We start from the raw sequence: 14,696 nt of genomic DNA, 5'->3' as shown, positions 1-14,696 counted from the left end.
TATCAGAGGCCCCAAAAACATTATTAGAGGTTGCAGAACATTATGTCGCTGAACAAAAAAGTAAATCAACCTAACAAGGCGCTCGTTGGAACGCTTCGCTTCGATGCGGCTTGCGTCCCACAGCTATAACGTTAGCACCTCGAGTAATCATGAATAAAGAAGATGCGAATAAAATAGTTGAGGAAGAGTTAGGTTTGCATGAGCAATCTTGTTCGGTGATGCCCGAGATTACGGAGGAATATGGAAAATGTTTCGCAGTCTATTACCAGGGCAACGAATACATAAAGACAAAGGACGATTTGCAAATGTTGGTTGGCCATGGTCCGGTTTTAGTCGAGAAAGATACGGGCAAGGTTTTTGAAACGGGATCAGCGAATTCAACCGAACATTATGTTCACATCTTCGAGCAGTGTGGAGATCCATTTGCTTCTTTGAGCAATAGGGTTAAAGTTGAAGAGTGGGTGGAAGGAGCAATTGCTGTCACCGCCATAAAGGCAGTACGGGACAAGTTAGGTTGCGGTCTTTCGAGTGCCAAGAAAATAGTTGAGGCTGTTATTTCGGGAGAACCCCAGATTTTAGAGTGTGAGTGCGAAAAGGTAGCAAAAGAATTGGTGCGAGAACTCAATGCATGTGGTTTTAATTCAAAACATCTTTGGTCAAACCAGTGCTAACAAATGGGTGCAGCTGACGCTGGGCGTTAATTCTAAGAGAGAAATATTTGAAAAGAACTCTGAAACTTTTAGCTTTTTTTGTCATGTTTTATCTATTTGGCATGTTACTTCATTTCCTACTTCAGAGAATGATGGGAGATCCTTTTGCATCAATGAATTTGTTTGTTGTCGCGTTTTCAGCAATGGCAGTATCATCTCTCAAAGAATTTAAAGAAAAGTTGTCAATTTCGAATATACTTTCTGCTTCTATTGTTGCAGTGTTGATAAGTTACGGTGTTTTGTTGGTGTTACCTGTTATTTCGAGTTTGTTGGCCTATCCTGCTACGAATGTAAATCCAGGAACTCAAGAGCTAGTAATTATACTTGCTCTCAATTTTAGTATTTGTTTTATTGTGTTACGATTTCGAAATAAACATTGGGGGATAACAAGTCACGCCGGCTTTCGAATAAAGAGTAAAACTGATTGATAAATTATACGAGATTATTAATGAATAGATATATTCTATTGCTATTAATTTTGACTGGATGCGCAAGCTCTCCTGGTGAAAGAGAAATCCTAAATATGCCTTTATCTAATATTTGGCCTTTAGCTGAATTGGGTAATAAAAATGCGATGCATGCGTTATGCTATAGGCATTTATATGGTGAAGATGGCGCCCAAAAGGATTATGAAATCGCTTACGAATGGTGTAAAAAATCTGCTGAAAAAGGGCATAATAGCTCTCTTACGTTGATCGCAGAGATGTATTATTTAGGACTCTATATCGAGCAGGATTATGCCAAAGCATTTGAGTATTATCAGAAGGCTGCTAATCTCGGGCACGACCATGCTCAACTTGTTTTATATGTAATGTATGAAAAAGGACAAGGAATAGAAAAGAATTTAGTGAAAGCTAAACAATGGCTAAAACGCTCTGCTAGAAATGGAAACGTTCAAGCAAAAAGACTTCTTGCTAATTAGTTTAAAATTATACACATGAAAAAGTTTACATTTCTTTTCCTTTTATTTACGGGAGTGGCTTTGGCGGAGAATGATGAAGATATTTTTGGTTTAGAAATGTCTCAATCAAATTGCACTGACTCTACAATGGATTTCAGTTCTACATCTTCTGTGTATGCAAACGGCGACGAAGTAGTTGCTAAATTATCCACCGCTTTTAACTGTGCCATGAAAGCAGCCAACCCTAAGCTTCTTGTCGGCTACCATTCTTTAACATTGGCGATAAATGAGGTGTCGCCATCTGGTGCAATCGCAGCGTGCAAATGCCGTTCAGAAGTGAATTTCAAGTTTCAATTCCCTGAGTTCAAGAAATATAAGATTGAAAAAATATACTTTACAATCGATGGAGCAGTTCAATCTGAGAGTAAAATAATTAACAAATCTAAGTAGCAAGGACCTAAGGTCGGGTCGAGTAAACTCGAACTGTTTCTTAATGCGTCGAGCCTGTGGCTGTTTTTGTGCCCGAGTTAAACCTATATGAGTCCATTTCACACCGTTTCACCCGGTTTTATCGATAAATTAAGCACGTAAGTTATTGATTTATATAGGTCATAAAAGGATGTATAAGACTTGAAAACCGGCAAGGGTTAATAGCCCATCTAGGGTTCGAATCCCTATCCCTCCGCCACTATTTCTAAAAAGCACCTCATTAGCAGGTGCTTTTTTTATGCCTAAAATAAACTTAAGCTACAATCACAATTTGAAATATCTGAGGGTCTGACAGATACTATGTAGATGCTCGTGTATCTGTACCAAGAGCCTAGAATTGAGCCTTAAAGTATTACTGAGAAAACGCATAACCAACAAAGGCAGCAACGTCCCGGCGGGACTGGACCTCGCACAACTTGGCCGCTGCTTTGTGCGTTATAACTTCTAAATATGATTTTATTACTTGTCGCTGCTTTTGTTGGAAGTCTTGTTGCGGATGAAGTTCTATTTCGAGCTATAAAGTTAGAACGTCCGAACTTGTTTAAGAAGCTCGGAGAGCCTGACTGGACTATGATGTCGTGGAATCTAGTTGTGATTTTTAAAGTAGCCATGCTGATATTGTTGCCCAGTTCTGTTGAAGTAGGGGGCTATCTTCACAGAAAATTATGGGTTTGCCGACTAGTTAATATGCTATTAGTTTGCGCAATTATTTTACTGGTGACTTAAATTAATGTATGAAAGTTATAACAAGGCAAAGCAGCAGATGAGCTGTTGTTTGAGATGTTATGAGTACTATGAAAAAAACATCAATATTAGTTTTAGCAATTGCTAGTTTTTTATTGGGATGGTTTTGGTTATCGTCCGAGAATGATTACTGTGCGATGCAATATACGTTTTTTGGGAAAGCAGAGTCCGGCGATGCGAATGTGTATGGCAAAGGTAATAGACTTTTAATTCAGGTATTAGATACGAATAGTGATGGAACTATCGATCAAGAGCTTTGGGGCTATCCACAATTAGCAGATGGTGGAAATTATGTTCTGAGAGATCATGATTTTGATGGTGTCTATGATGAGGTAATTGTTATGGAATTCGTTCCAACTTATATCGATGTGAGAATTCCTGTACCTTCGACTCCGCCTTTAATTTGTAAAGCTCATAACCAGGCGCTGAAGAAGGACGCCGACAACAGCAGCGCTTCTTAGCGAATTGTTATGTTTAAGGAATAGATATGGGCGTAGAATACATTCTCGTCAATGAAACAAAAAAAGAAATGGTCTGTTTCTCTCATCTAAACGGAAGTAAAATGAGAGAGCTTGCTGGTAATGCCGCGCAATCTGCAGTTGTCACTTGGTATCTTCTAAACAATCGGGGAGATCAAATTCAATTTGTCTCTGACACACAGGATGATTGGCCGTTCAAAACAGGCTGTCGCGACGACGCTTAGTCATATTCAGATAAAACAGATGAGATTGTGTCGATACTTATTGAGCAAGAAATCCTTCAAGACAATGGCATGTTACATGTCGATGAAGATGAACCTGAAACAGTTTATACGCGGGACATCATTAATGTTTGGTGTAAATGAACATAACCAGTCAAGGCAGCATATGCGAAAAGCGTAATTCTGCTTGATGCGTTAAACTATCGGAATTAATATGTTAACTCTACCTATTATTATATTTATATTCTTTTTAAGTTTTAAAATGCCTTATAGTTTAGGCAGCCACAAAAGTGCTATAAAAAAGTTTAATCTTAGTGAAAAGGTAATTGTTACTAAAATACTATCATTGCTATATCCAACGAGTGTTATACTACATTATCTTGCCTTGCAAACTTCTGTCTTAAATATTTTTGATAACTCTACGCTAATATTTATTGCTATTAGTTTGATACTTCCTATACCGAGCATTTGGTTTTGCAAGAGAACTTCAACTAAACTAGAGCTTGAAGGTATTGATATCGCAAGACGTATGAGTGAATCGTTTAGCAATATTGCTTGGTTGGGGATTGGCACCATTTGTTTCACTGGTTTTATGTCTATATATAGCCTGTTAGTTGGCATACATGTTTAACAAAGCATTGAAAAAATGACGCAAAAGTCTTCTCTAGTCTTTGGAACTCATTCAGGTGAGGTAAGCGTAATACGTAGGCAGGGGAAAAACAATGACAGAAGATGTAATTTTAGAATCGATTATTACTTGTCCTAATTGTGGTCATAGTAAGAGAGAAATAATGCCTACTGACGCCTGCATGTATTTTTATGAATGTGAATCCTGCAACAAACTACTTAAACCAAACAAAGGTGATTGTTGCGTTTTTTGTTCGTTTGGTACAGTAAAATGTCCACCAATACAGAAGGGTATTGGCTGCTGTAGTTAAAAGCGCAGATAACAGTTCTTTAAATTTTTTTGTTTACTGGTAGGATTATTTGAAGGGAAAAATCGGTCTTAAGCCTTAACAAATATAATATTGCAGCTGTAACGTAATAACAAGTGGCTGCAACCAACTGCAGTGCCATGCGTTATGCAAAGTATTAAATATAGAGTTTATCGTTTCTTAGTAGGTCTAAATCTACCACCTATTCTTGGAGCACTTTTATTTTTTACATGGGTTGAACTGAACTCAGGAGCAGGCTCCGTACCATCTAATTCGAGTGTTCAGATGCATGGCCATTTTTTAGCTGTAAGAGCTTTAATCGAAGTAATTGGATTTGCCTATATTTATGTTGGAGTGCAATCAGTAATCTCAACCTTAATAATGGAGTTTTTAGTATTCAAAAAAAACAAAGTTAAAACGATATTGGTTAGGTTTTGGTATGGTATTAGGAGGAATAAGCGGTGCAGTTCTGGGGCTTTGGTTATTAATGATTGTTATCGGCATTATTGTTGGCTCTATTTGCTCACTCGTTCTTTATCGATTGTTCATGAAGGAGACGGTTAATACATGACTTTTTATTGGAAATGACGCAAGCAAACATTCTAAGTGCTACATATTTTTATGTTGGTCATAGGCATTCTATTAAACAATAGGAAAAAATCATAATAAATGGCTCAAGTCGGCCTCACTCTGCTAAGTCAAATTTATGGTACTTGCTCCTATACTACAAGTCTTTCTTCGCTTCCTTGGCCCGTTTAGTCAGATGTTAAACTTTAAAGGAATCTATGGACTACCAAGAATTCACTAACCCCATTATTAACGGCAATATCAATGCTATTAAAATTGCGATTGATAATGGCTACGATATAAACGAGCCTGATGAATACGGTTTCGTCCCCTTGCACCGAGCATGTGCGAATAATCAGCCAAATATAGTGAGTCTAATACTCGAAAGTGGCTCGAAATTATGTATTAGGGGCACTGATGATTGGACTGCATTGCATTTAACCGCTGTGAGCGGAGCAATAGATTGTATACAGCTATTGGCAAATGCTGGTATCGATCTAAATGCTCAAGACAAGAATGGCTGCACTGCATTACATTTGTCTGTAACTAGTCGTAATCCCGATGTGGCAAAAAAGCTCATTGAAGTTGGGTGTAATAAGCGCATTCTAAATAATGCTGGTCATACTCCTCTTCTGCATGCCCAGGCAAAAGGACGTACTGAGTTTTATAATGTTCTTAAATTTTAAAAGCTTTAACGATGGTCGACATTGTCGGCATATGTTAAGTATTATGAAAAAATGAAAAGGGAAAAAGAATGAAGCTGTTAATATCTTATGCATTAGCCGTGTCATTAATGTTTTTTGTTGATGCTACCGCTGAAGGCGATGGGAAAGCGCCTGTGCTATATACACCTACATTTGAAACAACTAAAGGAATAGCTCAGGCTGGCACAGCTTTTATAATTAAATTCGAATCTAGGTATTATGCTATTACGGCACAACACCTCATAGGTACAGCTGGAGGGCTTGATAAAGATTATACTGGAAAAGATTTAGATAGTATCTTCAAGTCCGTAAAGTTCACACCAATTTTTAACGGCTACAAAGTTATTAATAGTACTGAGTTTATATCGATACTTAATGCGAAACCCATATCTGATACAACACAGTAAATGACATCTTTATATCTCCAATTAATGAGAGAGTTAGCTCAACTCCTATTGCTCTATCAAAAACACTACCTAAAGTGGGCGATCGAGTGACTCTCTATGCGAGAGTTGTAAACTCAAACGAATACATGCATTCTGCTACGGTGGGTAAGGTTACAAATGAGCAGATTGTTTATATATTCGACAATGCGGATGTTAATTTAAGAGCCACAAGTGGCGCTCCTGTGATTAATCAGCAATATGAGTTAATAGGAATAAACTTGGCTGGAGGAGAGCTTGGAAATGGAAAAATTATTGGTTTTGCAAATCCCGTACAATCAATAATTGACAACTTAAAAAAATAAATTAATCTCAAGTTAAGTGAATGAATACGATATATTCAAACAGAAAGCTAAAAAAATAGGAGTAAGATTATGAGTACTAAAGAAGAAAGAGACATTGAAAAAGAATATTCAACTTCTGAGTTTATTGCTAAGTTAAGAAGGTTAGCTGATGCTTTGGAACAAGGAGAAAAGTTTGAAATTCAAATCGCTGGTGAGAGAATTTACGTTCCAGTTCGTGCTGTGTACAACATAGAGCACGAGCGAAATGGTGATGAAGAGGAAATTGAATTTCAAATAAAATGGTCTAATGTAAAGTGACTTAGGTTCCATTCCATTTGTGGTTTGGCTGAATGCTGCGAGTCCTCTAGATGGCCTAGGCAGCGTTCGGCTTATAGAAAAATGTTGTATCTAGGAGTATTGCTTTAACAATTTTTTTATTAGCGATGACCCCAGAAAATACAGTTGAGTTTACCATTACAATGGTATAACTGATGTTGCATCAGAAAAAACTTCTAGACCATCAGCGTATGTTACAAACCTTCTTTTTATTGTGTTGTTTCGGAGCTCATTTCCATATTTAAGGGAGCTATCCTAATGGCCAGTCACAAGACGCCAATCAATTTAGATATTAAATTTGTTAAACTCTTTCTTTTAATGGCGACTGTCTTATTTGGGAGTAAACTGGTTGCGGGGCAATGTTATGCCTCCGAGCCGTGGAAACACTATGTTTCCCTTTCCTATGAAGATCGAATTTTGGAACGATATGAGTTTTCGGAGTATATATTCCTAGGTAAGCTTATCAAAAGCACATCAAATCGGCGTAGTGAACAAATTAAAGTGCTTATTAGTTTAAAAGGTGATCTTTCCTACAATATAGTTTCTATTGGTGGAGGAAGCAGCAAAGATTTCTATTTTGAAGAAGGTGGTACTTATATCGTTTTTGCCGATAAAATAGGGAGTGATTTTTATGCGCCCCAGTGTCATGGTACTTTTCCAATTACTAAGGAACAGGGTGTGAAACTAGTAAAAAAGTTAAAAAAGAAAAGTCAGTAGGATAATTAGCAAATAGTTGCTGCTAATTGCTTTTTCTATAGGTTCTACACTAACTCACACTATTCGTTAAATGCTCGAGAAGGGTCTTTTAGTTATTTATTGAAGCGGGTGGTGATAAGCAGGGGATTTATGGACACAGTTCGCGGAATTCTAATTGGTATCTGCACGATATTAGGTGGTGAATTTTTATTTGTACATATTCTCGAGCCGCTAATCATTTCGTAATGAGTCGGCCTTACATGTCTATACAGTCATTCTAGGCTTAGCCTATTCTCTTTTGATTACAGCATGTTTACTGCCAAAAGATAAATTTAAGTTATTAATTGTGCTAATAGTTTTAGTTGGTACGCCTGTGGTTTATTATCAATTTCAAGAGCTTCTTTGGCCAGTCAATAAGCCAGAGTTCCAAGAGGGTATGGGAGTTTCTGGTATAGCGTCATGGTCACACTTTGTTCGTATAGTATTCTATGGTAGTTTTAAAACATCGTTATTTATTGTGGCAATATGGCTAACGTATAAATCAAATAAAAATAGAATGTAGGTCGTTAATCTACCTGGCCGGAACACATGACCGATCCGATCATTGCATTGTTAGGTTTCAAAAGAGAGTTTTAATTAAGACCTAGGTTAGTATACTTCAATTGAAGAAATCGATATTAAGTTAAAGAGGGCGATGATGGATATTTCAACATTAAATTTTTATGCGATTGGCGTTTCAGCGTTATCAAGTTTTGCTCTTGGAGGTTTGTGGTATTCACCTCTAGTGTTTGGAAAGGCATGGATGAAAGAAACAGGTATCACGGAGGAAAGCGCGAAGAGTAAAAATATGGCTAGAGTTTTTGGGCTTGCCTTTATTGCGAGCTTGGTCATTGCGTTTAATTTAGCAATGTTTCTTGGTAGCTCCAGTACACTAGAAACAGGAGCCTTCTATGGATTTTTGGCGGGTTTTGGATGGGTTGCTATGTGCTTTGGAATAAATGATCTATTTGAACAAAGGTCGTTTAAGCTATTCGCAATTAATGCTGGTTATCATACCGTTGGGTTCACTATTATGGGAGCCATTTTAGGCGTTTGGCACTAAATATAAGGATCGTGTTTATTCCAGACTCTTAGGAGTTGAGATCGTATATGGAGTACTAGAAGTCGGCAGACGCGGGCTCGTTCTTTATAAGTGATTGCGCTATAAAACCTGAAACAAGGTATTAGAGATATGACTTTATCAAAATGTGTTGGCTAAGTGGCATTGTTATTTGAAACTCCTCGGCTGAAAATTATTGAAATTAATGGAAGCCTCTCTAATTCTGAGAGAGAGTACTTGCTAAAACAAATACCGTTAATTTTATCTTCATCAGTTGTTGAGAGTCTTCCTCCTTATTTTCATAGTATTAATTCACAAGAAGCGGCCGAAGTCTGGCTCGACCGAATGTTGTCGAAAAGTCGATTGTTTCTGGTGAAGTTAGCGAATGGTGAACTGGTTGGTTTCTTGTTCGCCTATGTGGAAAATGGTCGTGATGCTCATATTGGTTACCTGCTTTCTGAAAAGTACTGGGGTAGAGGTTTAGCAAGTGAGTTACTGCGTGGTTTCATAGATGAAGTTACCGAAGAGGAAGCATGGGTAAAACTCATAGCTGGCGTCGAGTCATCGAACATGGCCTCCGTAAGTTTGCTAAAGAAGTTAGGCTTTGTAGAACAAGTTGCTAGTGAGGAAGGCGTAGTTTTCTATGAATATTCGCTTCGAGAGCCAAGCGAGTAAAGTAATATGGAATGATGGAAAACACTAGATGTTGGCATTAAGAGCCTGCCAAATTAGGTCACTGCCGATTAGATAAGATGCTTTGAAAAGCATTGCGTTGTTAAACACGGGTTACGATAGTAAATTATAAAGAGAGTTATGCGTAAAATAATCGGTTATGTCGCTGTTGTGGTATTTATAGTGGCATTTTTAATCATGCACTTTTACCCATCTATTCCTCGTACAATACTTAGTTGGAGTGCTCTTATCATTTTGGGGTTGCCAGCATGGTTCTTTCTTGAGTGGCTTGGTGGAGCTGTGCTTGGTTCGGAGTTTTTCAAAAATCGGTCGAGGTTTGTTCGAATTATTTTAGGCGTTCCTACTCTACTATTGCTGATGGGAGCTACTTTTATGGTTATTACGTTAGTTAATAAATTCATTAGTTATGCGGGTGGTTAAAGGCATTTTGGTGTTTTTGATTGGCTTCTGAAAAGTCGTCAGAATTTGTTGTGATTTTTGCATGTTGTTTAATCGTAGATACTTTTCAGAGTTTTGAACGTTAAATAGATTAGGTGCGTTGGGATTCTTTTCTTTTGAGAAACGATGTCTACCTTTCTTAAGAAAGCTATTATGAAATTTAGTTAGTTTTTGTTGTTTATCAGTATTTTAAGGAGTGAAAATTGAGGCTTTTATTAATACTTTGTTTTTTAGTATTCAGTCACTTAGGGTTTGCAACGAGTTGGGCTGAGTCAACGGTTGATGACCCCATTGTCAAAGGAAAAACATGCAATGTCATGGAACCGTTAAGTTATGGTGGGTATATATACCAATGGCCTTCAAAATATGATCAGGTATTCTGGCCATATACCGATGCTCAAGGAATATGGTTTTGTGAAAGCTCAGGTTATCTATCGTTTATGTCAGATTTTGAAAATTTGAGTGAAGTAGAGATTGAAAAGGTCAAACAGTATTTGAGCGTGAATAGGTTAAAACATCCATCGACGCGGCAAATGGTCGAAATGCTTGAGTCTATCAATGCACTCAGGTCTTTCACACCGGAGTATAGAAACTCGCTAACCCGAGTTTATGCAAGATGGCATCAGGAGTTTGGGGATTTAGACAAATCGAGAAAATACAGAAAAGCCGCTTATGATCAAATTCAAGAGTTTTTAAAGCAAGACCTATCACAAGATAAGAAAATAGAGTATTTGTATTTGGCTGCCAATTATTCCAGACATTTTGATGGAGTCGAGAAAAGCGATGAGTACATTCAAAAATTTAATTTGGAAGTTAATAAAATAGATGATCCTGAGCTATCAGGGTATGTTAAATATTTGAGTCAATTAATTAAGGATACTCAATATATCGGATTAGGTGGGGAATTTGAGCCAGCTTTTCCTGAAGAGAGTTTATAGAAGAATTGTTTTATATTGAGTGATTAATACATAATCTATTCGGTAGCTTTCGAAAAAATTGTTGGGTTTCTATAATGGGTTAAATTTACATAATTGCTCTGAAAGCAAAAGCTTCAGTAGAGTTAGGATGCATAAGATATGATTTTACCTGAAATACCGATGGTTTCACTCGAACACAAAGTTTTATGTCCCGCGTGTCAAGGTAGTATTTCTTCTTTCGTGCTAAAATTATAAAATGGCTAGACACAAAGGTATTAAGTATGGAGTTAGTGTGTACTTTGGACTATTCGCTATTCAGGTATGTTCAGTGCTAATTTTTGAAAGCCTGTCGCTGAGTATGACATTGTTGATAGGTTTGGGAAGTGTGTTTTATCTGATGACAGGTTTTGTTATTTATAGAAAAAGCTTGAAATTTCGAATAATGTAATGAAATTTATATTAATGATTTTTCAAGCTAATAAACGAACAGTTATGATCATTAAAGTACCTGCACTCACATCTTTTATATGAAAGTATAATGAACATTAGAAAAGCAACTATCGAAGACGCAAAAGAAATACGAGCATTAATCTTAACGGCGGTTCAGCCAGACAGCAATCCGGATTTTGACAAGCAAGGTCAACTGAGTTTTATGGGGCCCAATAAACTTTCTGCAATTGAAGAGCGGATAAATAGTAATGATTATTTAACATTATGCTGTATCGAAAAACATATGATCGTCGGAATAATTACCATTTACTCCTACAACTATGTGTATCATTTATTCGTTCTTCCGAATTCGAGAGGTCAGGGAGTGTCTCGACAACTTTGGATGAAAGCTCAAGGTATATGTGAGAAGATGGGCAATGGTGGAAAATATTGGGTTAAATCGTCTACGATGGCGATTCCAGTTTATGAAAGTTTTGGCTTTACGCATGAAGGTGGTCGCCAGATAAAAGGCGGTATTGTTTATTATCCTATGGTTTTAGAGCTGTAAGTGGCGACTCCATTACTTTTTATACAAGAAGATTAACGATGAATTTAAAAGAACTCTCCGGTTTAGAAATCATTCAGGCAATTATTGATGGAAAAATTCCTCATCCGAGTATGTCTGAAACGATTCCAATGAAAATGATGGCTGCAGAACGAGGGATTGTGACTTTTGAAGTGAAAGCCGACGAACGTCATACAAATCCTATGGGCGGTGTTCATGGCGGCTTCGCGGCGACGGTTTTAGATTCTGTTACTGGTTGTTCTGTTCATACTGAACTTGCTCCTGGCGATGGTTATGCGACCGTCGATTTGAATGTAAAGATGCTAAAAGCCATTCCGAAAGATGCTTTGCTTTCGGTAGAAGGTAAAGTGTTACATGTTTCGAAATCTATCGGTGTTTCAGAGGGATTTATCCGGGATAGTGAAGGCGTGTTGTACGCACATGCGACGGCAACTTGCATGATACGCCGCGGTTAATCATTTTTGGCATACAGATTAGAGAAGACGTGTGGCATGCCTAAAAAGACACATGTAGAGCAGGGGCCGATGTTATTGGTGAAAGCTTTTCGAGTTTTATATTTACTGGTTGGTTCACTATGCTTGGTTAATCTGATCGGGTGTATGAATATTAATAATCTAGAGGTTGAGAAGCACTCAGAGAAAGACTGGGCTGTTACCTGTAAGGATTGGGATGACTGGGACAAAATGGGCCCTCCATTCAAAATTTATGGGAATAGTTATTATGTGGGAACCTGCGGTATTGCTTCCATTTTAATAACCGGTAAAAGTGGCCATATTCTTATCGATGGTGGCACTGAGGCTGGAGCCAAGCTTGTTGCTAAGAATATCAAAGCCCTCGGTTTTTCGATTAACGATGTTAAAATTCTGCTCCACAGTCATGAGCACTTTGATCACGTGGCAGGTCTTGCTGATTTACAAAGCTTGAGTGGTGCAAAACTGTTAGCTTCTTCTCAAGCGGCTCTTGTCTTGCGTACCGGTGTTGCTATTGATATTGATCCACAAGCCGGCATGCATAATCCTTTTCCTGCATCAAGAGTTGATGGTATTGTAATGAATGGCAAAAAAGTTGTTTTAGATGACTTATCGTTAACTCCGTTGGCAACTCCCGGGCATACTCCCGGAGCGTTAACTTGGCAGTGGCAATCTTGTGAAAATAAACAATGTGTTTACATTGTTTATGCGGATAGCTTGTCACCCATTAGTCATGATACTTATCACTTTAGTGATCATCCCGATTATGTAAACGCTTATCAAGAGGGATTAAATCAGTTGGCGGAGTTGAATTGTGACATTTTGGTTACGCCACATCCTTCAGCCAGTGATATGCGCAAACGTCTCTCTGGTACAAATGGTCTTATAAATCCACAAGGTTGTCGTATGTACGCCAACAAAATCAAACAGCGTTTGAGTCAGCGACTGGCTAAAGAGATAAAATTACTGACTCAATGAGTCAACGGAGCTTCTGACAACAATCTCAAGTATTATTGGTATTGAGTGACGTAATTTGAGCAGTCAATTTATTCGGCTCTATTAATATCGAGAGTATTATGTATAAGACAATGCGAGGATTGGCCCTAAAGTTATACCCCGTCAGGCGTATAATATTAACTATCGGAATAGTTGACGTTTTTCTCCTGGCTTATTTTATTTTTAGCAGCGACAAAAATCTGGACGCTTATATTTTGCCTCTTGCCTCTACATTTGTATGGTGTCTTGCTCTCTATGGTATAGCAATATCTTTTTATAAGCCAACGCCTATTATTTCGGATAGCGACAATTTCCTGACCCGAGTGACCAAAAGAGTTGCTTTGTTTTTAAGCTGGCTTTGCGCAGTCACTTTTTGCTTAATTACTTTATTATTATTTTACTTGAGTTATAAAACGTTCAGTTATTCGCTGATGATGAACAGTTAACAAGAAACAGAATTATTCGCGTAATTGTTTTTGTCGATGAAATCCTGGGGTAACTCCGGTCCACTTTTTGTAAGCTTTTGAGAAAGTGCTACGATCGCAATAGCCTAAATTACGTGCGATATCATCAATAGAATACTGTGTTTGAGACAAATATTTTTGAGCCAGCTCAAGTCGTATCGTATCGATAAGTTCTCGATAACTGTAATTGTACTGGTTTAAACGACGCTCGAGAGTTTTCTCACTTAAACTCAATTCACTGGCAACACGTTGGCGTGAAATACGCCCCAGTTTTAATCCATTTCGAATCGCGTTCTGGGTTCGGGCAAGGAAGCTTTGTGACATTTGTTCGTGTTTTTGTTTTAGCTTGCTGTATAAAGCGCAATGATATTCTGGCTCGCTCGTCAGTAGTGGTGAAAGGGCTGTTTTCAATGGAAAGCGTAATTGATTACATTGGGCTTTAAATTTTGGTTCAGCATTAAAGTATTTCTCATAAGTGGCATTACCACTGATAGGTCCATGAACTAACTCAATGTCACAATCTGAAATGACTTCTCGGCTGAGCCAATTGGTGTATTGATAAATAATTCCCAGAGTGGCTTCATTTATTATTGCATTTGTCATTGTGCAGTTTGCGTTATTTTCGACTCGGAACTCTAAGTTATCACTATTCATGTGGGTCGATATTGAGACCAGACTTTGAAAAAATAAGGGAAACTCGCAAATTCGCTCACAAGCCATAACGAGATTATCTGCTGTCATAAATAAATAACCCAAACCATGAAAAGAATTGGGATTTATGTATTTTCCAACGGACATGCCGATTTCTGCCTGGCCACTGGTTTGTATGATTCGTCCAATAATCGAATAAATGGCTTTTTGCTTTGGAGATGCTGGCGAGAGTGCATTAAAAGTGTCATCGAGTTCTTCATGACTGACCGCGAGGCGTCGGTCTTTCACCAATTGCTTGAGTAATGATAATAGATCCCAGTTCATCGTTCCTTCTCTGAGCTATGTTTTTATTTCACTATTATACAATTGGGTGATTGTTTGCAACGTGTTTGATTTATCAATATTGCTGCGAAGACAATCGTTATTTTACACTTTTCGATCTTT

The 14,696-nt window shown here is 37.8% G+C and carries 24 protein-coding genes; 23 read left to right on the top strand and 1 reads right to left on the bottom strand.

Going from position 1 to position 14,696, the window contains the following annotated elements; translation table 11 throughout:
* Window positions 1–149 precede the first annotated feature (149 nt).
* The 23 genes from FAX86_RS15565 to bla all read left to right on the top strand — a co-directional run bounded on the left by FAX86_RS15565 (window position 150) and on the right by bla (window position 13,119).
* A complete protein-coding gene (locus tag FAX86_RS15565; RefSeq protein ID WP_144394383.1) occupies window positions 150–671 on the top strand; it encodes a YrhB domain-containing protein in 522 nt (173 codons plus the stop codon).
* 47 nt (window positions 672–718) lie between these two features.
* Window positions 719–1,138 (top strand): hypothetical protein, encoded by a 420-nt coding sequence (locus FAX86_RS15560; RefSeq protein ID WP_144394382.1) that lies wholly within the window; start codon window positions 719–721, stop codon window positions 1,136–1,138.
* A gap of 20 nt (window positions 1,139–1,158) precedes the next feature.
* Window positions 1,159–1,632: a tetratricopeptide repeat protein gene (locus tag FAX86_RS15555; RefSeq protein ID WP_144394381.1), complete on the top strand. Its 474-nt coding sequence runs from the start codon at window positions 1,159–1,161 to the stop codon at window positions 1,630–1,632.
* A gap of 60 nt (window positions 1,633–1,692) precedes the next feature.
* On the top strand, window positions 1,693–2,061 hold the full coding sequence (locus tag FAX86_RS15550; protein ID WP_144394380.1) for a hypothetical protein: 369 nt from the start codon (window positions 1,693–1,695) through the stop codon (window positions 2,059–2,061).
* Between the two features lie 489 nt (window positions 2,062–2,550).
* On the top strand, window positions 2,551–2,826 hold the full coding sequence (locus tag FAX86_RS15545) for a hypothetical protein (RefSeq protein WP_144394379.1): 276 nt from the start codon (window positions 2,551–2,553) through the stop codon (window positions 2,824–2,826).
* Between the two features lie 59 nt (window positions 2,827–2,885).
* Window positions 2,886–3,305, top strand: a complete 420-nt coding sequence (locus FAX86_RS15540) for a hypothetical protein (RefSeq protein WP_144394378.1) — start codon at window positions 2,886–2,888, stop codon at window positions 3,303–3,305.
* 26 nt (window positions 3,306–3,331) lie between these two features.
* A complete protein-coding gene (locus tag FAX86_RS15535) occupies window positions 3,332–3,547 on the top strand; it encodes a hypothetical protein (protein WP_144394377.1) in 216 nt (71 codons plus the stop codon).
* Window positions 3,548–3,758: 211 nt separating this feature from the next.
* Window positions 3,759–4,175 carry a hypothetical protein gene (locus tag FAX86_RS15530; RefSeq protein WP_144394376.1) on the top strand — a complete coding sequence of 139 codons (417 nt, stop codon included), beginning with the start codon at window positions 3,759–3,761 and terminating at the stop codon, window positions 4,173–4,175.
* Window positions 4,176–4,266: 91 nt separating this feature from the next.
* Entirely contained in the window at window positions 4,267–4,482 is a 216-nt protein-coding gene (locus tag FAX86_RS22785; protein WP_144394375.1) for a GDCCVxC domain-containing (seleno)protein, read from the top strand.
* Window positions 4,483–4,626: 144 nt separating this feature from the next.
* Window positions 4,627–5,043 carry a hypothetical protein gene (locus tag FAX86_RS15520; RefSeq protein ID WP_144394374.1) on the top strand — a complete coding sequence of 139 codons (417 nt, stop codon included), beginning with the start codon at window positions 4,627–4,629 and terminating at the stop codon, window positions 5,041–5,043.
* 221 nt (window positions 5,044–5,264) lie between these two features.
* On the top strand, window positions 5,265–5,732 hold the full coding sequence (locus FAX86_RS15515) for an ankyrin repeat domain-containing protein (protein WP_144394373.1): 468 nt from the start codon (window positions 5,265–5,267) through the stop codon (window positions 5,730–5,732).
* 68 nt (window positions 5,733–5,800) lie between these two features.
* On the top strand, window positions 5,801–6,157 hold the full coding sequence (locus tag FAX86_RS15510; protein ID WP_144394372.1) for a hypothetical protein: 357 nt from the start codon (window positions 5,801–5,803) through the stop codon (window positions 6,155–6,157).
* A gap of 86 nt (window positions 6,158–6,243) precedes the next feature.
* Window positions 6,244–6,498, top strand: coding sequence for a trypsin-like serine protease (locus FAX86_RS15505; RefSeq protein ID WP_144394371.1), 255 nt, complete (start codon window positions 6,244–6,246; stop codon window positions 6,496–6,498).
* A gap of 69 nt (window positions 6,499–6,567) precedes the next feature.
* Window positions 6,568–6,795: an amphi-Trp domain-containing protein gene (locus FAX86_RS15500; RefSeq protein ID WP_144394370.1), complete on the top strand. Its 228-nt coding sequence runs from the start codon at window positions 6,568–6,570 to the stop codon at window positions 6,793–6,795.
* A 276-nt stretch (window positions 6,796–7,071) separates the two neighbouring features.
* On the top strand, window positions 7,072–7,530 hold the full coding sequence (locus FAX86_RS15495; protein ID WP_144394369.1) for a hypothetical protein: 459 nt from the start codon (window positions 7,072–7,074) through the stop codon (window positions 7,528–7,530).
* A gap of 325 nt (window positions 7,531–7,855) precedes the next feature.
* A complete protein-coding gene (locus FAX86_RS22240) occupies window positions 7,856–8,071 on the top strand; it encodes a hypothetical protein (RefSeq protein WP_164503613.1) in 216 nt (71 codons plus the stop codon).
* Between the two features lie 132 nt (window positions 8,072–8,203).
* Window positions 8,204–8,611, top strand: a complete 408-nt coding sequence (locus FAX86_RS15490; RefSeq protein WP_205859226.1) for a DUF1761 domain-containing protein — start codon at window positions 8,204–8,206, stop codon at window positions 8,609–8,611.
* A gap of 156 nt (window positions 8,612–8,767) precedes the next feature.
* Complete coding sequence (locus FAX86_RS15485; protein ID WP_144394368.1) at window positions 8,768–9,283, top strand: GNAT family N-acetyltransferase; 516 nt, start codon at window positions 8,768–8,770, stop codon at window positions 9,281–9,283.
* Window positions 9,284–9,421: 138 nt separating this feature from the next.
* Window positions 9,422–9,721: a hypothetical protein gene (locus FAX86_RS15480; RefSeq protein ID WP_144394367.1), complete on the top strand. Its 300-nt coding sequence runs from the start codon at window positions 9,422–9,424 to the stop codon at window positions 9,719–9,721.
* 221 nt (window positions 9,722–9,942) lie between these two features.
* A complete protein-coding gene (locus FAX86_RS15475; RefSeq protein WP_144394366.1) occupies window positions 9,943–10,677 on the top strand; it encodes a hypothetical protein in 735 nt (244 codons plus the stop codon).
* Window positions 10,678–11,194: 517 nt separating this feature from the next.
* Window positions 11,195–11,653 carry a GNAT family N-acetyltransferase gene (locus FAX86_RS15470; protein WP_144394365.1) on the top strand — a complete coding sequence of 153 codons (459 nt, stop codon included), beginning with the start codon at window positions 11,195–11,197 and terminating at the stop codon, window positions 11,651–11,653.
* A gap of 38 nt (window positions 11,654–11,691) precedes the next feature.
* Complete coding sequence (locus FAX86_RS15465; protein ID WP_144394364.1) at window positions 11,692–12,126, top strand: PaaI family thioesterase; 435 nt, start codon at window positions 11,692–11,694, stop codon at window positions 12,124–12,126.
* A 36-nt stretch (window positions 12,127–12,162) separates the two neighbouring features.
* Window positions 12,163–13,119, top strand: a complete 957-nt coding sequence (gene bla, locus FAX86_RS15460) for a subclass B3 metallo-beta-lactamase (protein ID WP_205859225.1) — start codon at window positions 12,163–12,165, stop codon at window positions 13,117–13,119.
* A 476-nt stretch (window positions 13,120–13,595) separates the two neighbouring features.
* On the opposite strand, the gene FAX86_RS15455 is transcribed toward bla, so the two are convergent.
* Entirely contained in the window at window positions 13,596–14,576 is a 981-nt protein-coding gene (locus FAX86_RS15455; RefSeq protein ID WP_144394363.1) for an AraC family transcriptional regulator, read from the bottom strand.
* Window positions 14,577–14,696: the final 120 nt, after the last annotated feature.

Source organism: Pleionea sediminis (assembly GCF_007570825.1).
Taxonomy (GTDB): Bacteria; Pseudomonadota; Gammaproteobacteria; order Enterobacterales; family Kangiellaceae; genus Pleionea; species Pleionea sediminis.
This window is presented reverse-complemented; position numbering and strand designations above follow the sequence as displayed.

Coding starts and splice junctions, on each gene's coding strand:
- FAX86_RS15555 (WP_144394381.1), top strand. CDS start 1,159: ATGAATAGATATATTCTATTGCTATTAATTTTGACTGGATGCGCAAGC.
- FAX86_RS15495 (WP_144394369.1), top strand. CDS start 7,072: ATGGCCAGTCACAAGACGCCAATCAATTTAGATATTAAATTTGTTAAA.
- FAX86_RS15540 (WP_144394378.1), top strand. CDS start 2,886: ATGAGTACTATGAAAAAAACATCAATATTAGTTTTAGCAATTGCTAGT.
- FAX86_RS15520 (WP_144394374.1), top strand. CDS start 4,627: ATGCAAAGTATTAAATATAGAGTTTATCGTTTCTTAGTAGGTCTAAAT.
- FAX86_RS15515 (WP_144394373.1), top strand. CDS start 5,265: ATGGACTACCAAGAATTCACTAACCCCATTATTAACGGCAATATCAAT.
- FAX86_RS15465 (WP_144394364.1), top strand. CDS start 11,692: ATGAATTTAAAAGAACTCTCCGGTTTAGAAATCATTCAGGCAATTATT.
- FAX86_RS15545 (WP_144394379.1), top strand. CDS start 2,551: ATGATTTTATTACTTGTCGCTGCTTTTGTTGGAAGTCTTGTTGCGGAT.
- FAX86_RS22785 (WP_144394375.1), top strand. CDS start 4,267: ATGACAGAAGATGTAATTTTAGAATCGATTATTACTTGTCCTAATTGT.
- FAX86_RS15455 (WP_144394363.1), bottom strand. CDS start 14,576: ATGAACTGGGATCTATTATCATTACTCAAGCAATTGGTGAAAGACCGA.
- FAX86_RS15530 (WP_144394376.1), top strand. CDS start 3,759: ATGTTAACTCTACCTATTATTATATTTATATTCTTTTTAAGTTTTAAA.
- FAX86_RS15480 (WP_144394367.1), top strand. CDS start 9,422: ATGCGTAAAATAATCGGTTATGTCGCTGTTGTGGTATTTATAGTGGCA.
- FAX86_RS15510 (WP_144394372.1), top strand. CDS start 5,801: ATGAAGCTGTTAATATCTTATGCATTAGCCGTGTCATTAATGTTTTTT.
- FAX86_RS15490 (WP_205859226.1), top strand. CDS start 8,204: ATGATGGATATTTCAACATTAAATTTTTATGCGATTGGCGTTTCAGCG.
- FAX86_RS15500 (WP_144394370.1), top strand. CDS start 6,568: ATGAGTACTAAAGAAGAAAGAGACATTGAAAAAGAATATTCAACTTCT.
- FAX86_RS15470 (WP_144394365.1), top strand. CDS start 11,195: ATGAACATTAGAAAAGCAACTATCGAAGACGCAAAAGAAATACGAGCA.
- FAX86_RS15535 (WP_144394377.1), top strand. CDS start 3,332: ATGGGCGTAGAATACATTCTCGTCAATGAAACAAAAAAAGAAATGGTC.
- FAX86_RS15565 (WP_144394383.1), top strand. CDS start 150: ATGAATAAAGAAGATGCGAATAAAATAGTTGAGGAAGAGTTAGGTTTG.
- bla (WP_205859225.1), top strand. CDS start 12,163: ATGCCTAAAAAGACACATGTAGAGCAGGGGCCGATGTTATTGGTGAAA.